This window comes from Ramlibacter sp. (assembly GCF_035655895.1).
Lineage (GTDB): Bacteria > Pseudomonadota > Gammaproteobacteria > Burkholderiales > Burkholderiaceae_C > Ramlibacter.
Genome location: NZ_DASRTN010000006.1, coordinates 1,102,421 through 1,119,858, shown reverse-complemented (window position 1 = coordinate 1,119,858; position 17,438 = coordinate 1,102,421). Strand labels below are relative to the sequence as shown.

Below are 17,438 nucleotides of genomic sequence, written 5' to 3'. Positions count from 1 at the left end.
GTCAAACCCACTCCCGCGGTCGCAGGAACACGGCGTCGAGCTCGGCTTCGGGCGTGCCGGGCGCGGGACGGTGCTGGTAGCTCCAGCTGCACAAGGGCGGCATGGACAGCAGGATCGATTCGGTGCGGCCGCCCGACTGCAGGCCGAAGTGCGTGCCGCGGTCCCAGACCAGGTTGAATTCGACGTAGCGGCCCCGCCGGTACAGCTGGAAGGCCCGCTCGCGCTCGCCGTGCGGCATGTCCTTGCGGCGCTGCAGGATCGGCAGGTAGGCGTCGAGGAAGGCATCGCCCACCGAACGGATCAGGGCGAAGCCGCCGTCGAAGCCGAGTTCGGCCACGTCGTCGAAGAAGATGCCGCCGATGCCGCGCTGCTCGCCGCGGTGCTTCAGGCAGAAGTACTCGTCGCACCACCGCTTGAAGCGCGGATGCTTGTCGGGGCCGAACGGCTCGAGCGACTGCTTGCAGACGCGGTGGAAGTGCACCGCATCCTCCTCGAAGCCGTAGCAGGGCGTCAGGTCCATCCCGCCGCCGAACCAGAATGCCGGCGCGCCGGAGGCCGGCGTGGCGGAGATCATGCGCACGTTCATGTGCACGGTCGGGGCGTACGGATTGCGCGGATGGAACACCAGCGACACGCCCATGGCTTCGAACGGCGCCCCGGACAGCTCCGGCCGGTGCTGGGTGGCCGACGCCGGCAGCCGCGGCCCCGTCACGTGCGAGAAGCCGCAGCCGGCCCTCTCGAGCACCGGTCCCTGCTCCAGGATCATGGTGATCCCCTCGCCCTGCAGCGGCTCGCCCGGCGCCTTGCGCCACGGATCGGCGAGGAAGGCGGAGCCATCGATCGCCGTGCAGGCCGACGTGATGCGCGCCTGCAGGTCGAGCAGGTAGCTGCGGACGGCGTCGGTGGCCTGCATCGCCATCTCAGCCGCGCACGGCCCGATGGCCGATGTCGCGGCGGTACTGCGCGCCAGCGAACTGGATGCCCTTGGCCAGCTCGTATGCACGCAGCTGGGCGGCCTTGACCGTGTCGGCCAGCGCGGTGACGCACAGCACCCGGCCACCGGAGGTGACCAGGCGGCCGTCCTGCAGCGTGGTGCCCGCATGGAACACCACCGCGTCGTCGGTGGCGCGCGGCAGGCCGGTGATCTCGTCGCCCTTGCGCGGGTTCAGCGGATAGCCGCCCGCCGCCATCACGACCCCCAGCGCCGTGCGGCGGTCCCATTGCAGCTCGACCTGGTCCAGAGTGCCCGACGTTGCCGCCATCAGCACGTCGAACAGGTCGGACTTGAGCCGCATCATGATCGGCTGCGTCTCCGGGTCGCCCATCCGGCAGTTGAATTCCAGCGTCTTGACCGCACCGCGCGGATCGACCATGAGGCCGGCATAGAGGAAGCCCGTGTACGGGATGCCGTCCTTTTCCATCCCGCGCACCGTCGGCAGGATGATCTCGCGCATCGCACGGGCGTGGACGGCAGGCGTGACCACCGGGGCCGGCGAATAGGCCCCCATGCCACCAGTGTTCGGGCCCTGGTCGTTGTCGAGCAGCCGCTTGTGGTCCTGGCTGGTGGCCAGCGGGGTGACGTTGCGGCCGTCGCACAGCACGATGAAGCTGGCTTCCTCGCCCTGCAGGAACTCCTCGATCACGACCCGCGCGCCGCCCTCGTTGTGGCTCACGCCCAGCCGGTTGTCCAGCAGCATGAAGTCGATCGCCTCGTGCGCCTCGTCGGTGGTCATGGCCACCACCACGCCCTTGCCGGCGGCCAGGCCGTCGGCCTTGACCACGATGGGGGCGCCCTTGCGGTCGACATAGGCATGCGCCTGCGCCGGGTCGGAGAAGGTCTGGTACTCGGCGGTGGGGATGCCGTGCCGCTGCATGAAGTCCTTGGAGAACGCCTTTGAGCTTTCCAGCTGCGCCGCCGCGCGCGTCGGGCCGAACACGCGCAGCCCGTGGGCGCGGAACTCGTCGACCACCCCGGCGGCCAGCGGCGCCTCGGGCCCCACCACCGTGAGCACGATCTTCTCGGCCTGCGCCCACTCGCGCAGCTTCACCACGTCGGTGATGGGCACGTTCTCCAGGCGCCCGTCCTGCGCGGTGCCGCCGTTGCCGGGCGCCACGTAGACGGCCTGCAGCTTGGGCGACTGCGCCAGCTTCCAGGCCAGCGCATGTTCGCGGCCGCCGCCGCCAATCACCAGTACTTTCATCGATAGGGCCTGAAGAACAGCAGCCAGCTCACGTAGCCGACCAGCAAGACAAGGATGGGGATGATGGCGACGACGATGCCACGCGCGCGGCGCTGCAGCGCCAGCGCCTGCTCGTTCACGCGGCCGGCCTGCGCGAGATTGGCGCGCTGCTCCTCGACCAGCGACTGCTGCGTGCGCAGGGCTTCCTGCTGCAACGCCACGGCCTGGGCGCGCAGGGCGTTGCCTTCGCGCAGGAGCTGCTCGATGCGGTCCAGCCGGTCGGCGTCGCTCATCGCGCTCAGAGCGACGCGTTGTGGAAGACGTCCTGGACGTCGTCCAGGTCCTCCAGCATGTCCAGCAGCTTCTGCATGCGGGCGGCGTCGTCGCCGGCCAGCTCGATCGTGTTTTCGGGCCGCATGGTGACCTCGGCGACCTCCGGCTTCAGGCCGGCGGCCTCGAGCGCCTCCCGGACCTTCCCGACATCGGCCGGCGCGGTCAGCACCTCGATCGCGCCGTCGTCGTCGCTCACCACGTCCTCGGCGCCGGCCTCCAGCGCCACTTCCATCACCTTGTCCTCGCTGGTGCCGGGAGCCAGGATGAGCTGACCGCAGTGCTTGAACTGGAACGCGACCGAGCCTTCGGTGCCCAGGTTGCCGCCGTACTTGCTGAACACGTGGCGCACCTCGGCCACCGTGCGCACCTTGTTGTCGGTCATGGTGTCGACGATCACCGCGGCGCCGCCGATGCCGTAGCCCTCGTAGCGGATCTCCTCGTAGTTCACGCCCTCGAGGTTGCCGGTGGCCTTGTCGATGTTGCGCTTGATGGTGTCGGCGGGCATGTTGGCTGCCTTGGCCTTGTCCACCGCCAGGCGCAGCCGCGGATTGGCGTTCAGGTCACCGCCGCCCTGGCGCGCCGCGACCATGATCTCGCGGATCACCCGCGTCCAGATCTTGCCGCGCTTCTCATCCTGCCGCCCCTTGCGGTGCTGGATGTTCGCCCATTTGCTGTGTCCGGCCACTTGGATTCCTTCTGTCTCACCGAGCAATGCGCCTGCATTGCTATATTGATGCGGACCTGCATTCTACTTTTGACCTATGGCCGACCCCATGCTGCTTGCCAAGAATGGCGCGACCGAGTGCTTCCTGCTGCCCGGGCTCGCCAACCGGCACGGGCTGATCACCGGGGCCACCGGCACCGGCAAGACCGTCACCTTGCAGACGCTGGCGGAAGGCTTTTCGCGCCTGGGCGTGCCGGTCTTCATGGCCGACGTCAAGGGCGACCTCACGGGCATCAGCCAGGCCGGCCAGCTCTCGGGCAAGCTGGCCGAGGCGGTGCGCGAGCGCGGGCTGCCCGCGCCGCAGCCGCTCGCCTGCCCCGCCACGCTCTGGGACGTGTTCGGCGAGCAGGGACACCCGGTGCGGGCCACCGTCTCCGACATGGGCCCGCTGCTGCTGGCCCGCATGCTGGACCTGAACGAGACCCAGGCCGGCGTGCTCAACCTGGTGTTCAAGATTGCGGATGACCAGGGCCTGCTGGTGCTGGACCTGAAGGACCTGCGGGCGATGCTGCAGCACATCGGCGAGAACGCCGCGCAGTTCCGCACCGAGTACGGCAACATCAGCGCGGCCAGTGTCGGGGCGATCCAGCGCGGCCTGCTGCAGATCGAATCGCAGGGCGGCGACCGCTTCTTCGGCGAGCCCATGCTCGACATCAGCGACCTGATGCAGACCGTCGACGGGCGCGGAGTCGTCAACATCCTGGCCGCCGACAAGCTGATGGCGTCGCCGCGCCTGTACGCCACGTTCCTGCTGTGGATGCTGTCCGAGCTGTTCGAGCGGCTGCCCGAGATCGGCGATCCCGACAAGCCCAAGCTGGTCTTCTTCTTCGACGAGGCGCACCTGCTGTTCAATGAGGCACCCAAGGTGCTGGTCGAACGCATCGAGCTGGTCGTGCGGCTGGTGCGCTCCAAGGGCGTGGGCGTGTATTTCGTGACGCAGAACCCGCTGGACATCCCGGACTCGGTGCTGGCCCAGCTGGGCAACCGGGTGCAGCATGCGCTGCGCGCCTTCACCCCGCGCGACCAGAAGGCGGTCAAGGCCACGGCCCAGACCATGCGCCAGAAGCCCGGGCTGGACATCGAGACGGCCATCACCGAGCTGGCGGTCGGCGAGGCACTGGTCAGCCTGCTCGATGCCAAGGGCCGGCCCAGCGTCACCGAGCGGGTGTACGTGGTGCCGCCCGGCAGCCAGATCGGCCCGATCACCCCCGCCCAGCGCCAGGCGCTGCTGGCCGGCTCGCTGGTGGCGGGTGCCTACGAGAAGCCCGTCGACCGCGAGTCGGCCTACGAGAAGCTCAAGGGCCGCGCCGACCAGGCGCCCGCCGGCACCTCCTCGGCCGGTGGCGGGGCCACCGACAAGGCCACGGGCCCGTCGATGGGCGGCCTCGGCGACATCCTGTTCGGGTCCACCGGTCCGCGCGGCGGCCGGCGCGAAGGCATGGTGGAGACGCTGGCGAAGTCCGCCGTGCGCACCATGGGCAGCACGGTCGGTCGCGAGATCATCCGGGGCGTGCTCGGCAGCCTGCTCGGCGGCAAGCGCTGAGTGCGCCCCGCTGCGTGCGGCGCCGGCGCCACACGCGCGTGCAGCGGCGCTTCACTGTCCCGCTCACGGCGCCCCGCTGAGGCGCGTGCCGCGCTACAGTGACCTCACCACTTGGGGAGCGACATGTCCGCCGACACCACAGCGCCACGCCACATCCGCCTCACTTCGCACAGCGGCGGCACCGGCGCACCGACCATCCACTGGGGCGCCGCGACGCCCGATGAGCGCGGCCCCATCGTGGGCACCACGAGCTCCCGGGCGCACCGCAACGTCATCGGCACGCACAGTGGCTCGTACAGCGTCTACCGCGCGCTGGCGGTGGCGGCCGGCGCCCTCTCCCGCGGCCACCGCGCCGACCTCACGAACACCTCGCCGACCGATACCATCGGCCCCTATCCCCAGTGGAGCGACCCGGGCCGCATCGTCAGCCTGGACCCCTGGGGCGCGACCGTCGCCGACGTCTTCCGCGACGACATCGCCGCGGGCATGGACATCCGCCCGACCATTGCGGTCACCAAGGCGCACGTCATCCTGCCGGAGGTGATCGAGGCGGTGCAGAAGGGCCGGCTGCAGCCCGATGGCAAGCTGCTGCTGGCCAACGGCGCCGCCATGGTCACCAAGGCCGCGATCGAGCCGGTCTGGTACCTGCCCGGCGTGGCCAGGCGCTTCGGCTGCAGCGAGACCGACCTGCGCCGCGTGCTGTTCGAGGAGACCGGCGGCATGTACCCCGAGTTGGTCACGCGGGGCGACCTGGAGGTGTTCCTGCCTCCGATCGGAGGCCAGACCATCTACATCTTCGGCGACCCGCGCGACCTGGCCGACCCCTCGGTGGAGCTCACCGCCCGCGTGCACGACGAGTGCAACGGCTCCGACGTGTTCGGCTCCGACATCTGCACCTGCCGCCCCTACCTGACCCACGCCATCGAGGAATGCATCCGCGGCGCGCAGCCCACGGAGGCTGGCGGCCGCGGCGGCGTGGGCCTGATCGCCTATTCGCGCAAGGAAGGCCGCGCGCTGGGCGAAGTCACCAAGTTCCTGGTCTACAACGCGCGCAAGCGCCAGGTCGGCGGCGACACCGCCGACCAGTACTTCGCCCGCACGGAGTGCGTGGCCGGGGTGCAGGACATGCGCTTCCAGGAACTGATGCCCGACGTGCTGCACTGGCTGGGCATCCGCAAGATCCACCGGCTCGTCTCGATGAGCAACATGAAGTACGACGCGATCACCGGCTCCGGCATCGAGGTCGGCGTGCGCGTGAACATCCCTGACGAGCTGATTCCTGCCGACGCCCGCGTCGAGATGGACGCGAAGATGGCGGCCGGCTATTTCACCCCGGGCGAAGTGCCCGATTCCCAGCGCCTGAAGAAGACCAAGGGCCGAGGACTGGAATGACCCTATCGAACGATTTCGTGCGCGAGCGCTCCCAGGGCCAGCTCGCGGCATCGGCACTGCGCACCACCATCGCGGTGCGTGAGCGCTGCGCGCAGCTGCTGGACCGCGCCCGCATCGGCCACTCGGCCTGGTTCACCGTCGACGACGCGCAGCTGCGCCCGGCCGCCGCCGAGGTGGCGGCCGCCACCCGCCGCCGCTATCCGAAGCTGCACATCCCCTTCCACAGCCGCTGGCGGCACTTCGAAGCCGGCGGCATCGACCGCAAGCAGCAGCTCGAGCAGCTGCTGGGCGACGTGCACCCGGCCGTGCGCGCGCGGGCGATGGTCGATCTGACGGTGGTCAGCGTCCTGCTCGACGCGGGCGCCGGCGCCGACTGGAAGTACGTCGAGCCCGCCAGCGGACAGACCTTCACCCGCTCCGAGGGCCTGGCGGTGGCGAGCTTCCACGCCTTCACCGCCGGCATGTTCTCCAGCGACAAGCTGCGCCCGCTACAGGTCGACGCGCAGGGCCTGCGTGGCCTGGTCACCGACCGCCTCGCCGAGGCCTTGCAGGTCGGCCCCGCCAACCCGATGGTGGGCCTGGCCGGCCGCACCGTCCTGCTGCGCCGGCTGGGCGAGGTGATGGCCGAGCAACCCGAGCTGTTCGGCGACCCGGGCCGGCCCGCCGGCCTCTACGACCTGATGATCGCGCCCGAGGGCGGGATCGCGCACTCGGCCGACGTCGACGCGCACGACATCCTGTCGCAAGTGCTCGTGTCCATGTCGGCCATCTGGCCAATGGGGCACAGCATCGGCGGCGTGGCCCTGGGCGACGTGTGGCGCCACAACGCGGTGCATGCGGACGGCCCGTCGGACGGCTGGGTCCCGTTCCACAAGCTGTCCCAGTGGCTCACCTATTCGCTGCTGGAGCCGTTCCACTGGTCGGGCGTCAAGCTGCGCGGCATCGACAAGCTCACGGCGCTGCCCGAGTACCGCAACGGCGGCCTGCTGCTGGACACCGGGGTGCTGCGCCTGCGCGAGCCGGATGCCGCGCACCAGGTCTGGCATCCGGGCGACGAGATCATCGTGGAATGGCGCGCGCTGACCGTGTCGCTGATGGACGAACTGGCGCATGCCGTCCGCCGCGAACTGTCGATGACCGAAGAGCAGCTGCCGCTGGCCTGCGTGCTCGAAGGCGGCACCTGGGCGGCCGGCCGCGAGCTCGCCCAGCGCCACCGCAACGGCATGCCGCCGCTGCAGGTGCACAGCGACGGCACGGTGTTCTGACTGCATCGCGCATGCCTGCATGCGCGACGCCCGCACCGTGACGCCCGCCATCGGCCGCGGTCCCGGCCGGACCGTCGGGAACGACAAGGAGACAGGCCCATGATCCCCACCCAGGCCCCCTGGTTCGCGGGCGCCGCTGCCGCTGCCACCGCCGCCGCACTGCTCGCCGGCTGCGCCAGCCAGCCAGCCACACCGACCGTGCCGGCGCCGATCGCCTTGCGCCAATGCGAGGCGCTGGCCGGCATGACCGTGCCAGCCGGCGCCATCGGCCTGCCCACGCGCGGCGCCGTGATCGCCACCGCGGAACGTGCGGCGCAGGTCAGTCCCTACCGCGATGCCGAGGGCGAACACCTGCTGCCGACGCCCGCGCGCTGCCTGGTGCAGGGTCGCGTGCTGCCGGTCGATCCGGCCGCGCCGCCGATCCAGTTCGCCATCAACCTGCCGCTGTCCAACTGGAACGGCCGCGCCCTGCAGTCGGGCGGCGGCGGACTGGGCGGCCAGGTGATCACGGCACCGGGCAGCAAGGCCTCGGGCCGCTTCGACCCGAACCCGGTGAACGTGCCCTACCCGATCACCCTGGGCTACGCGACGTTCGGCAGCGACGGCGGCCACCCGCGGGGCGACTTCCGCTTCACCCGCAGCGACGAGGCGATGCGCAACTGGGCCCACGAGGAGCTCAAGAAGACGCGCGACACCGCGCTCGCCGTGATCGAGGCCGCCTACGGCCGCCGCCCCAGCCACGTGTTCTTCAGCGGCGAGTCCGCCGGCGGCCGCGAGGCGCTGCGCGCCGCCCAGGTCTACCCGCAGGACTACGACGGGGTGATCGCCACCTCGCCCGTCATCAGCTGGTATCCGGTGCACCTGTTCGACAACCAGGTACGCGACCGCCTGGCCGACGGCGGCTTCCTCGACGCCCGCGCCATCCGGCTGGTGGCCGAGCGCACCCGCGCCAGCTGCGACCTGCAGGACGGGCTGCAGGACGGCGTGGTCGCGCGCTACCTGGAATGCCCGAACGACGCCGCGCAACTGCAGTGCGCGCCCGGCCAGCCGGGCGGCAGCTGCCTGTCGGGCGCGCAGGTGGCGGCCGTGAACGCCCTGCGCGAGCCGCGCCAGCTGCCGGTGCCGTTCGCCCACGGCGTGACCCGCTTCCCGGGCTTTGCGGTGACCGGCGACGAGGACGGCAGCGGCTGGCAATGGCCGTTCTACCCGATCGGGCTCGAAGCACCGTCGCGGCCGCTGCCGCCCGGCATGGGGTTCGAGCCGCGCCGGGGCGCCATCCTCAACTTCGGTGCCTTCCTGATCCGCCACACCATCGTGCAGCGGGACGACTTCGATCCATTCGGCTTCGATGCCCGGCCGCACGCCGAGCGGATCCTGCAGTTGTCGCGCCTGTTCGATGCGACCGATCCCGATTTGTCGCGCTTTGCCGCGCGCGGCGGCAAGCTGATCCTGGTGCATCCGTCGGCCGACAACGCCGCCCCGCTGACCATGGCCGCCGAGTGGTACGGCAGCGTGGTCGGCCGGCTCGGGCAGGCGGCCACCGACGGCATGCTGCGGTTCTACGTGCCCGCCGGCGGCAGCCACAACGTCGGCGGCACCAGCCAGGTCGACGCGCTCGCGATGCTGGAGGACTGGGTCCTGCGCGGCCGCCTGCCGCCGGACGCCCCGGTCGCGTTCAACCTGGGCCTGGAGGACATGCGCTTCATCCGGTCGATGCCGGCCTGCCGTTTCCCCGCCTATCCGCGCTACGACGGCAGCGGCGACCCGAACCAGGCGTCCAGCTTCACCTGCGTGCCGCGGCCCCAACTGCTGCAGGCGCGCCAGCGCTAGTGCCGGCGGCCGCAGCCCTCGCTATAGTCGGTGCGTTCCTTGCTTCCGTTCCCACCATGTCCCAAGTCCACCTGATCGACCATCCTCTCGTCCAGCACAAGCTGACCCTGATGCGCAAGAAGGAAGCCAGCACCAACAGCTTCCGCCGGCTGCTGGGCGAGCTGGCGTCGCTGATGGCCTACGAGGTCACGCGCGACATGGCGACGCAGGACGTGGAGATCGAGACGCCGATGGAGAAGATGACCGGGCGCGTCATCGACGGCAAGAAGCTGGTGTTCGTCTCCATCCTGCGCGCGGGCACGGGCATCCTGGACGGCATGCTCAACGTGGTGCCCGGTGCCCGGGTCGGCCACATCGGCCTGTACCGCGACCCGAAGACGCTGGTGGCCGTCGAGTACTACTTCAAGATGCCCGAGCACATCGACGAGCGCGACGTGATCGTGGTCGACCCGATGCTGGCCACGGGCAACTCCGCCATCGCCGCGGTCGAGCGCCTCAAGGAGCTGCGGCCCAAGTCGATCAAGTTCGTGTGCCTGCTCACCTGCCCGGAAGGCATCGCGGCGATGCAGAAGGCGCATCCGGACGTGCCGATCTACACCGCCGCCATCGACCGGCAGCTGAACGAGCACGGCTACATCCTGCCCGGCCTGGGCGACGCGGGTGACCGCATCTTCGGCACCAAGTGAGCCCTCCGGGGCTGCGGCTCCGGGATGACGAGGGCTTGACGGCCGGCGCCCGCTGGCACGACCCTTGCACCGCCTCCCCACTTCAATCCGCAGGAGTGTTCATGTCCCGACAAGCCCTTTCCCGCCGCGCCGCGGTCGCCGTCGTCCTGGCTGCGGCCGCCCTGGTGCCCGCCCTGTCCCACGCGCAGGCCAGGCTGAAAGTCGCCGCCATCTACACCGTGCCGTTCGAGCAGCAGTGGGTCAGCCGCGTGCACAAGGCGCTGAAGGCCGCCGAGGCGCGCGGCGAGATCGAGTACAAGGCCAGCGAGAACGTCGGCAACGCCGACTACGAACGCGTGATGCGCGAGTACGCCACCGGCGGCAACCAGCTGATCGTGGGCGAGTCGTTCGCGGTCGAGGCCGCCGCCCGCAAGGTGGCGAAGGATTTCCCCAAGGTCTCCTTCCTGATGGGATCGTCGGGCAAGCCGCAGGCACCCAACTTCAGCGTCTTCGACAACTACATCCAGGAACCGGCCTATCTCACCGGCATGATCGCCGGCGGCATGACCAAGACCAACCGGATCGGCATGGTCGGTGGTTTTCCGATCCCCGAGGTGAACCGGCTCATGCAGGCCTTCATGGCCGGCGCCAGGGAAGTGAACCCGAAGGTGGAGTTCACCGTCACCTTCATCAACAGCTGGTTCGACCCGCCCAAGGCCAAGGAGGCCGCCTTCGCCATGGTCGACAAGGGCGCCGACATCCTCTACGCCGAGCGCTTCGGCGTGTCCGATGCCGCCAAGGAAAAGGGCAAGCTGGCGATCGGCAACGTGATCAACACGCAGGACAAGTACCCCGACACGGTGGTGGCGTCGGCCCTCTGGAACATGGAGCCCACCATCGACCTCGCGATCAGGACCGTCCGGGACGGCAAGTTCAAGGCCGAGGACTACGGCCCGTACTCGATGATGCAGCACAAGGGATCGGAACTCGCGCCGCTGGGCACCTTCGAGAAGAAGGTGCCGGCCGACCTCGTGGCCAGGGTTCAGGCCCGGCAGAAGGACATCCTGGCCGGCAAGTTCACGGTGAAGGTCGACGACAGCCAGCCGAAGTCGACCGCGAAGTGACGCATCCCTCGGCCGCGGGGCCGGCGCCGGTCCTGCGGCTGTCCGGGATCACCAAGCGCTTCGGCGCCCTCCTCGCCAATGACGCCATCTCGCTCGACCTCGCGCCGGGCGAGGTGCTGGCGCTGCTCGGCGAGAACGGCGCCGGCAAGTCCACCCTGGTGTCGATCCTGTTCGGCCACTACACGGCCGACGCCGGCAGCATCGAGGTGGGCGGCCGGGCGTTGCCGCCGGGCCAGCCGCGCGCCGCCTTGGCGGCCGGGATCGGCATGGTGCACCAGCACTTCACGCTGGCCGACAACCTCACCGTCCTGGACAACGTCCTGATGGGGACCGAGCCGCTGTGGCGCCCGTTCAGCCGGCGCACGGCGGCGCGGGCGCGACTGCAGGAGGTGGCGCAGCGGTTCGGCCTCGCCGTGCAGCCGGACGCAACGGTCGGTTCGCTCTCGGTGGGCGAGCGCCAGCGCGTCGAGATCCTCAAGGCGCTGTACCGCGGCGCGCGCATCCTGATCCTGGACGAGCCGACCGCGGTGCTGACCCCGCAGGAGAGCGAGGCGCTGTTCGCCACGCTGGGGCGGATGGTGGCGCAAGGGCTCTCCATCGTCTTCATCAGCCACAAGCTGGCCGAGGTGCTGCAGGTGGCGCACCGCGTGGCCGTGCTGCGGTCCGGCCGGCTGGTGGCGCAGGCAGCGGCCCGGGACGTGACGCAGGCGCAGCTGGCCAGCTGGATGGTCGGGCAGGCCGTGACGCTTCCGCAGCGCTCGCCGGCCGGCGCGCCCGGCGCGGTCGCCTGCCGGCTGGAGCAGGTCGACGTGGCGGGTGGGCGCGAGCGGCTGCTGCAGGCCTCGCTCGACCTGCGTGCCGGCGAGATCACCGCCATCGCGGGCGTCTCGGGCAACGGCCAGCTCGCGCTGGCCGAGCTGCTGTGCGGGCTGCGGCGGCCGGCCGCCGGCCAGGTCTGGCTGGGGCCGGACCGGCTGCGTGCCGAGCCGGCCTGGCTGGTGCGCCAGGGCGTGGCGCGCATCCCGGAAGACCGGCACGGCACCGGCGTGGTGGGCGACCTGCCGGTCTGGGAGAACGCGGTGGCTGAGCGCCTGCGCAGCCGCGCCTTCGCGCATGGCCCGCTGGTGCGGCGTGGCGCCGCGCGTGCGCACGCACGGCACATCGTGCAGGCATACGACGTGCGGGGCGCGGGTCTTGACGCGCCGGCCCGCGCGCTCTCGGGCGGCAACATGCAGAAGCTGATCCTGGGGCGGGCGCTGCTGGCACCCGGTGGCGGCACGCCGCGGCTGATCGTGGCGCACCAGCCCACCTGGGGACTCGACATCGGTGCCGTGGCCGCGGTGCAGCGCCAGCTGCTCGCGGCCCGGGATGCCGGCGCGGCCGTGCTGCTGCTGTCCGACGACCTGGACGAGGTGCTCGCCCTGGGCGACCGCATCGCGGTCCTCCATGCCGGCCGGCTCACCGACGCGCGGCCGGCGGACGGCTGGACGCGCGAAGCCATCGGCCTGGCCATGGCGGGCGCCGCCACGCCGGCTGCATCGCCGCCGCAGCGGGCCCGGGAAGAAGGCCCCGCCGGCCCGGTCGACGCCGGCACCGGGTCGGGAGCGCCCTTGCCATGAGGCTGGACAAGCGCGCCGCCCCCTCGGCCCTGGCCCTCTCCCTGGCCCCGGTCGGCGCGGTCGTCTTCACCCTGGCCGTGAGCTCGCTGCTGGTGCTCTGGGCCGGCGCCCCGGTCGGGCCGACCTGGGGCCATCTGGTGCGCGGCGGCTTCGGCTCGGTGTTCGCCTGGACCGAGACGCTCACCCGGGCCACGCCCCTCATCCTCACCGGCCTGGCCGCGACGGCGGCCTTCAAGGCGCGCCTGTTCAACATCGGCGCGGAAGGCCAGCTCTATGCCGGGGCGCTGGCGGCCGCCGCCGTCGGCGGACTGCATGGCGGCGAGGGATTCGGCCTGCCGGTGGCGGTGCTGTTCCCGCTGATGGTGCTGGCGGCGGCCGCCGCCGGCGCGCTGCTGCTGCTCGGACCGGCGCTCCTGAAGGCGCGGCTGGGCGTGGACGAGGTCGTCACCACGCTGCTGCTCAACTTCATCGTGCTGCTCGGCGTGTCTGCGCTGCTCGACGGGCCGATGAAGGACCCGGCCGCGCTCGGCTGGCCGCAGAGCGTCGCGCTCAAGGACGAACTCTCGCTGGGCCGGCTGGTCGAAGGAGCGCGGGCGCACACGGGCCTGCTCGCGGCCGCGGCGCTGTCGATCGGCCTGTGGGCACTGCTCAAGTTCACGACCTTCGGCTTCGACGTGCGCGCGCTGGGTGCCAATGCGCGCGCCGCGGCCTTCGCCGGCGTGCGGGTCACGCGCACGCTGGTCGGCGTGGCCCTGCTGTCCGGCGCTCTGGCCGGCCTGGCCGGGGCGGTCGAGGTGGCCGGCCGCACGGGCTATGTCACCCTCGACATGTCGCCGGGCTATGGCTATAGCGGCATCGTGATCGCCATGCTGGCCGGCCTGCATCCGCTGGGCGTGCTGGCGGCGTCGGTGTTCGTCGCCGGCGTGCTGGTGGGCGCCGACAGCATGAGCCGCGCGATCGGCGTGCCGACCTACATCGCCGACGTGATCGTCGCGGCGTCCCTGCTGTCGGTGCTGGTGGCCGCGCTGCTGGCGCAATACCGCGTGCGGTGGCGCTGATGGACGTGCTGGACCTCCTGGCCAACCCGGCCTTCTGGATCGCCGTGCTGCGCATCGCCACGCCGCTGATCCTGGGCACCCTGGGCGTGCTGCTGTGCGAACGCGCCGGCGTGCTCCACCTGGGCATCGAGGGCATCATGGTGGCCGGCGCCTTCACCGGCTGGTTCGCCGTGCACGCCGGTGCCTCGCTGTGGACGGGGGTGCTGGTGGCTGCGGCCTGCGGCGCCGCATTCGGGCTGCTGCATGCCTGGCTCACCGTGGGTCTGGCACTGTCGCAGCACGTGGCCGGGCTGGGCATCACGCTGCTGGCCACCTCGCTCAGCTCCTATGGCTACCGCGTGAGCTTCCCGAAGGTGAACACGCCGCCGACCATCCAGCCGTTCCAGCCGATGGAGTGGCTGGGCGTGCCCGTGCTGTCGGCGCAGACGCCGCTCACGCTGCTGGCGCTGCTGCTGGTGCCGGCGATCGCGTGGGTCCTGTACCGCACGCCGGTCGGCCTGGCGCTGCGCATGGTCGGCGAGAACCCGCAGGCCGCCGAAAGCCAGGGAGGCTCGGTGCTGGCCCTGCGCACCGGCGCCATCGTCGCCGGCTCGGCGCTGATGGGCGTGGCCGGGGCCTTCCTCACGCTGTCGGCCTTCAACTCGTTCTACTTCAACATGGTGAACGGCCGCGGCTGGATCTGCGTGGCGCTGGTCGTGTTCGCCTCCTGGCGCCCCGGCAAGGCGCTGCTCGGCGCCCTGCTGTTCGCCTTCTTCGATGCCCTGCAGCTGCGGCTGCAGCAGGCCGGCGAGGCCGCGCTGCCGTACCAGCTGTACCTGATGCTGCCCTACGTGCTGTCGATCCTCGCCCTGGTGCTGGTGGCGCGGCGCGCGGCCTATCCTCAGGCCCTGATGAAACCGTACCGGAAAGGAGAGCGGTGATGCTCGACCTCCTCGTCACCAACGCCACGCTGCCCGACGGCCGCACCGGCCTGTCGGTCGCCGTGCAGGACGGCAGGATCGCCGAGGTCGCGGCGGGCCTGCAGGCGCCCGCCCTTGAAACCGTCGACGCGGGCGGCCACCTGCTCACGCCGCCCTTCTGCGATCCGCACTTCCACATGGACGCCACGCTCAGCTACGGCCTGCCGCGCGTCAACGAGAGCGGCACGCTGCTGGAGGGCATCGCCCTGTGGGGCGAGCTCAAGCCGCAGCTCAAGGCGCAGGACATGATCGACCGGGCCCTGGCCTACTGCGACTGGGCCGTGGCCCGCGGGCTGCTGGCGGTCCGCAGCCATGTCGACACGAGCGATCCGAGCCTGCTGCCGGTCGAGGCCATGCTGGAGGTCAGGCGCCGCGTCGCGGGCTACCTCGACCTGCAGCTGGTGGCGTTCCCGCAGGATGGCGTGCTGCGCACCCGCACCGGCGTGCAGAGCCTGCAGAAGGCGCTCGACCTGGGTGTCGACATCGTGGGCGGCATCCCGCATTTCGAGCGCACCATGGCCGAGGGCGCTGCCAGCGTCAAGCTGCTGTGCGAGCTGGCCGCCGAGCGCGGCAAGCTGGTGGACATGCACTGCGACGAGACCGACGACCCGCTGTCCCGCCACATCGAGACGCTGGCCTTCGAGACGCAGCGACTGGGCCTCCAGGGCCGCGTCAACGGCAGCCACTGCACCTCCATGCACAGCATGGACAACTACTACGTGAGCAAGCTGCTGCCGCTGATCGCCGAGAGCGGCGTGAGCGTGGTGGCCAACCCGCTGATCAACATCACCCTGCAGGGCCGGCACGACAGCTACCCCAAGCGGCGCGGCATGACGCGCGTGCCCGAGCTGATGGCCGCGGGCGTGAACGTGGCCTTCGGACACGACTGCGTGATGGACCCCTGGTATGGCATGGGCTCCGGCGACATGCTGGAGGTGGCGCACATGGGCCTGCACGTGGCCCAGATGACCAGCCAGAAGGGCATCCGCGCGTGCTTCGACGCGGTGACCACGAACGCGGCGAAGGTGATGCACCTGGCCGGCTACGGCCTGGCGCCGGGGTGCGATGCCAGTTTCGTGCTGCTGCAGGCCCGCGACCCGGTCGAGGCGATCCGGCTGCGGGCCGCGCGCCTGAAGGTGTGGCGCAAGGGCCGCCTGCTCGCCGAGACGCCCGAGCCGGCCACGCGGCTGCACCTGCCGCAGCGTCCGCCGGCGGTCTCGTTCATGCGGCCGCGCTGACGCTGGCCTTGTTCCCGCCGGCGCGGCCCGCGACCAGCGCGGCACCCGCGCTCGCAGACAATCGGGGAATGAACCCCTCCAAGCAATCCGACCTGGGCATCGTCGGCCTGGGCGTCATGGGCGAGAACCTCGCGCTGAACTTCGATCGCAACGGCTTTGCCGTCAGCGGCTACGACCTCGACGAGCACAAGCGGGAGAGCTTCGCCCGCCGCACCGGCGCTGTCGCGCCGCGTTCGCTGGCCGAGCTCGTGGCCGGCCTGGGCGCCCCCCGGGTGCTGCTGCTGATGGTGCCGGCGGGCGCGGCCGTGGACGCCCTGCTCGCCGAGCTGCGCCCGTTGCTGGCCGCCGGCGACATCGTCATCGACGGCGGCAACACGCGCTACACGGACACCCATCGCCGGATCCTGGAACTGACGGGCACCGGCATCCTCTACGTCGGCGCCGGCGTGAGCGGCGGCGAGGAAGGCGCCCTGCGCGGGCCAGCCATCATGCCGGGCGGGGACGCCCAGGCCTGGCCCCGCATCCGCCCGATCCTGCAGGCGATCGCCGCCCGCGCCGAGGACGGCCAGCCCTGCTGCGAGTGGATGGGCCCGGGTGCCGCCGGCCACTACGTGAAGATGGTCCACAACGGCATCGAGTACGCCGACATGCAGACCATCTGCGAGGCCTACTTCCTGATGCGCGAGCTGCCCGGCATGCAGCCGCGGGAGATGAGCGAGGTCTTCGCCACCTGGAACCGGGGCGAGCTGTCCAGCTATCTCGTGGGCATCACGGCGGACATCCTGGCCCGCACCGACCCGGAGACCGGCCGGCCGCTGGTCGACCTGATCGTGGACACGGCGGAGCAGAAGGGCACCGGCAAATGGGCCAGCCAGGCGGCGCTGGACCTGGGCGTCACGGCGCCGACCATCGCCGACGCCGTGTTCGCTCGGACAGTGAGCGCGACCCGGTCGGAACGGGCGGCGGCGGCGGAGGTGCTGAGCGGTCCCGACGCGCGCTTTTCGGGGGAGCGGGACGCCTTCGTCGAGAAGATCCGCCGCGCGCTGCTGGCAGCCAAGGTGTGCGCCTATGCCCAGGGCTTCCAGCTGCTCGCGGCGGCGGACCGCGAGCACGGCTGGGACCTGCCCTTCGGCAGCGTCGCGGGCGTGTGGCGCGCGGGCTGCATCATCCGCGCCCGTCTGCTCGAGGACATCCGCCGCGCCTACGTGCGCGAGCCGCAGCTGGTCAACCTGCTGCTGGACCCGCACTTCGCAGCCGTGATGGCCGATTGCCATGTGGCGCTGCGCGACGTCGTCGCCACGGCCGCCCAGCACGGCGTCGCAGTTCCCGCGTTCATGAGCGCCCTCGCCTACTACGACAGCTACCGGTCGCGGCGGCTGCCCGCCAACCTGCTGCAGGCCCAGCGCGACTACTTCGGCGCGCACACCTACCAGCGGCTGGACCGGCCCGGCAAGTTCCACACGAAGTGGACCGACGCCTGACGCGGGGCCCTGCCGCGAGAGAGCGGT

The 17,438-nt window shown here is 71.3% G+C and carries 15 protein-coding genes; 11 read left to right on the top strand and 4 right to left on the bottom strand.

Going from position 1 to position 17,438, the window contains the following annotated elements; all coding sequences use genetic code 11:
* Position 1 precedes the first annotated feature (1 nt).
* From hemF to VFE82_RS08300, 4 genes are read right to left on the bottom strand one after another with little or no spacing between them, the layout of a single operon-like run.
* On the bottom strand, positions 2 to 919 hold the full coding sequence (gene hemF, locus VFE82_RS08315) for an oxygen-dependent coproporphyrinogen oxidase (protein ID WP_324999788.1): 918 nt from the start codon (positions 917 to 919) through the stop codon (positions 2 to 4).
* Between the two features lies 1 nt (position 920).
* Positions 921 to 2,201: a phosphoribosylamine--glycine ligase gene (gene purD / locus VFE82_RS08310; protein ID WP_324999787.1), complete on the bottom strand. Its 1,281-nt coding sequence runs from the start codon at positions 2,199 to 2,201 to the stop codon at positions 921 to 923.
* Entirely contained in the window at positions 2,198 to 2,473 is a 276-nt protein-coding gene (locus VFE82_RS08305) for a hypothetical protein (RefSeq protein WP_324999786.1), read from the bottom strand. Before VFE82_RS08305 ends, purD begins: the two co-directional genes overlap by 4 nt.
* Positions 2,474 to 2,478: 5 nt before the next feature.
* Positions 2,479 to 3,198: a YebC/PmpR family DNA-binding transcriptional regulator gene (locus VFE82_RS08300; protein WP_324999785.1), complete on the bottom strand. Its 720-nt coding sequence runs from the start codon at positions 3,196 to 3,198 to the stop codon at positions 2,479 to 2,481.
* 76 nt (positions 3,199 to 3,274) lie between these two features.
* On the opposite strand from VFE82_RS08300, the gene VFE82_RS08295 reads away from it, so the two are divergent.
* From VFE82_RS08295 to gndA, 11 genes are all read left to right on the top strand, one after another.
* Entirely contained in the window at positions 3,275 to 4,780 is a 1,506-nt protein-coding gene (locus VFE82_RS08295; protein WP_324999784.1) for a DUF853 domain-containing protein, read from the top strand.
* 123 nt (positions 4,781 to 4,903) lie between these two features.
* Positions 4,904 to 6,172 (top strand): GTP cyclohydrolase II, encoded by a 1,269-nt coding sequence (locus VFE82_RS08290; protein WP_324999783.1) that lies wholly within the window; start codon positions 4,904 to 4,906, stop codon positions 6,170 to 6,172.
* Positions 6,169 to 7,437: a URC4/urg3 family protein gene (locus VFE82_RS08285; protein ID WP_324999782.1), complete on the top strand. Its 1,269-nt coding sequence runs from the start codon at positions 6,169 to 6,171 to the stop codon at positions 7,435 to 7,437. Before VFE82_RS08290 ends, VFE82_RS08285 begins: the two co-directional genes overlap by 4 nt.
* Before the next feature lie 99 nt (positions 7,438 to 7,536).
* Entirely contained in the window at positions 7,537 to 9,267 is a 1,731-nt protein-coding gene (locus tag VFE82_RS08280; RefSeq protein WP_324999781.1) for a tannase/feruloyl esterase family alpha/beta hydrolase, read from the top strand.
* Positions 9,268 to 9,323: 56 nt separating this feature from the next.
* On the top strand, positions 9,324 to 9,953 hold the full coding sequence (gene upp / locus VFE82_RS08275) for a uracil phosphoribosyltransferase (protein ID WP_324999780.1): 630 nt from the start codon (positions 9,324 to 9,326) through the stop codon (positions 9,951 to 9,953).
* A gap of 101 nt (positions 9,954 to 10,054) precedes the next feature.
* Positions 10,055 to 11,056, top strand: a complete 1,002-nt coding sequence (locus tag VFE82_RS08270; RefSeq protein ID WP_324999779.1) for a BMP family protein — start codon at positions 10,055 to 10,057, stop codon at positions 11,054 to 11,056.
* Positions 11,053 to 12,675, top strand: coding sequence for an ABC transporter ATP-binding protein (locus tag VFE82_RS08265; protein WP_324999778.1), 1,623 nt, complete (start codon positions 11,053 to 11,055; stop codon positions 12,673 to 12,675). The genes VFE82_RS08270 and VFE82_RS08265 overlap by 4 nt, the downstream gene beginning before the upstream one ends.
* Positions 12,672 to 13,733 carry an ABC transporter permease gene (locus tag VFE82_RS08260; protein ID WP_324999777.1) on the top strand — a complete coding sequence of 354 codons (1,062 nt, stop codon included), beginning with the start codon at positions 12,672 to 12,674 and terminating at the stop codon, positions 13,731 to 13,733. The genes VFE82_RS08265 and VFE82_RS08260 overlap by 4 nt, the downstream gene beginning before the upstream one ends.
* Positions 13,733 to 14,653: an ABC transporter permease gene (locus tag VFE82_RS08255; RefSeq protein WP_414708736.1), complete on the top strand. Its 921-nt coding sequence runs from the start codon at positions 13,733 to 13,735 to the stop codon at positions 14,651 to 14,653. The genes VFE82_RS08260 and VFE82_RS08255 overlap by 1 nt, the downstream gene beginning before the upstream one ends.
* Complete coding sequence (locus VFE82_RS08250) at positions 14,653 to 15,930, top strand: amidohydrolase family protein (RefSeq protein ID WP_324999776.1); 1,278 nt, start codon at positions 14,653 to 14,655, stop codon at positions 15,928 to 15,930. Before VFE82_RS08255 ends, VFE82_RS08250 begins: the two co-directional genes overlap by 1 nt.
* Before the next feature lie 68 nt (positions 15,931 to 15,998).
* The gene (gndA, locus tag VFE82_RS08245; protein ID WP_324999775.1) at positions 15,999 to 17,411 is read left to right on the top strand and encodes an NADP-dependent phosphogluconate dehydrogenase; all 1,413 of its coding nucleotides are present in this window, start codon (positions 15,999 to 16,001) and stop codon (positions 17,409 to 17,411) included.
* Positions 17,412 to 17,438: the final 27 nt, after the last annotated feature.

Coding starts and splice junctions, on each gene's coding strand:
- gndA (WP_324999775.1), top strand. CDS start 15,999: ATGAACCCCTCCAAGCAATCCGACCTGGGCATCGTCGGCCTGGGCGTC.
- VFE82_RS08270 (WP_324999779.1), top strand. CDS start 10,055: ATGTCCCGACAAGCCCTTTCCCGCCGCGCCGCGGTCGCCGTCGTCCTG.
- VFE82_RS08260 (WP_324999777.1), top strand. CDS start 12,672: ATGAGGCTGGACAAGCGCGCCGCCCCCTCGGCCCTGGCCCTCTCCCTG.
- VFE82_RS08250 (WP_324999776.1), top strand. CDS start 14,653: ATGCTCGACCTCCTCGTCACCAACGCCACGCTGCCCGACGGCCGCACC.
- VFE82_RS08280 (WP_324999781.1), top strand. CDS start 7,537: ATGATCCCCACCCAGGCCCCCTGGTTCGCGGGCGCCGCTGCCGCTGCC.
- VFE82_RS08255 (WP_414708736.1), top strand. CDS start 13,733: ATGGACGTGCTGGACCTCCTGGCCAACCCGGCCTTCTGGATCGCCGTG.
- VFE82_RS08295 (WP_324999784.1), top strand. CDS start 3,275: ATGGCCGACCCCATGCTGCTTGCCAAGAATGGCGCGACCGAGTGCTTC.
- upp (WP_324999780.1), top strand. CDS start 9,324: ATGTCCCAAGTCCACCTGATCGACCATCCTCTCGTCCAGCACAAGCTG.
- hemF (WP_324999788.1), bottom strand. CDS start 919: ATGGCGATGCAGGCCACCGACGCCGTCCGCAGCTACCTGCTCGACCTG.
- purD (WP_324999787.1), bottom strand. CDS start 2,201: ATGAAAGTACTGGTGATTGGCGGCGGCGGCCGCGAACATGCGCTGGCC.
- VFE82_RS08305 (WP_324999786.1), bottom strand. CDS start 2,473: ATGAGCGACGCCGACCGGCTGGACCGCATCGAGCAGCTCCTGCGCGAA.
- VFE82_RS08290 (WP_324999783.1), top strand. CDS start 4,904: ATGTCCGCCGACACCACAGCGCCACGCCACATCCGCCTCACTTCGCAC.
- VFE82_RS08285 (WP_324999782.1), top strand. CDS start 6,169: ATGACCCTATCGAACGATTTCGTGCGCGAGCGCTCCCAGGGCCAGCTC.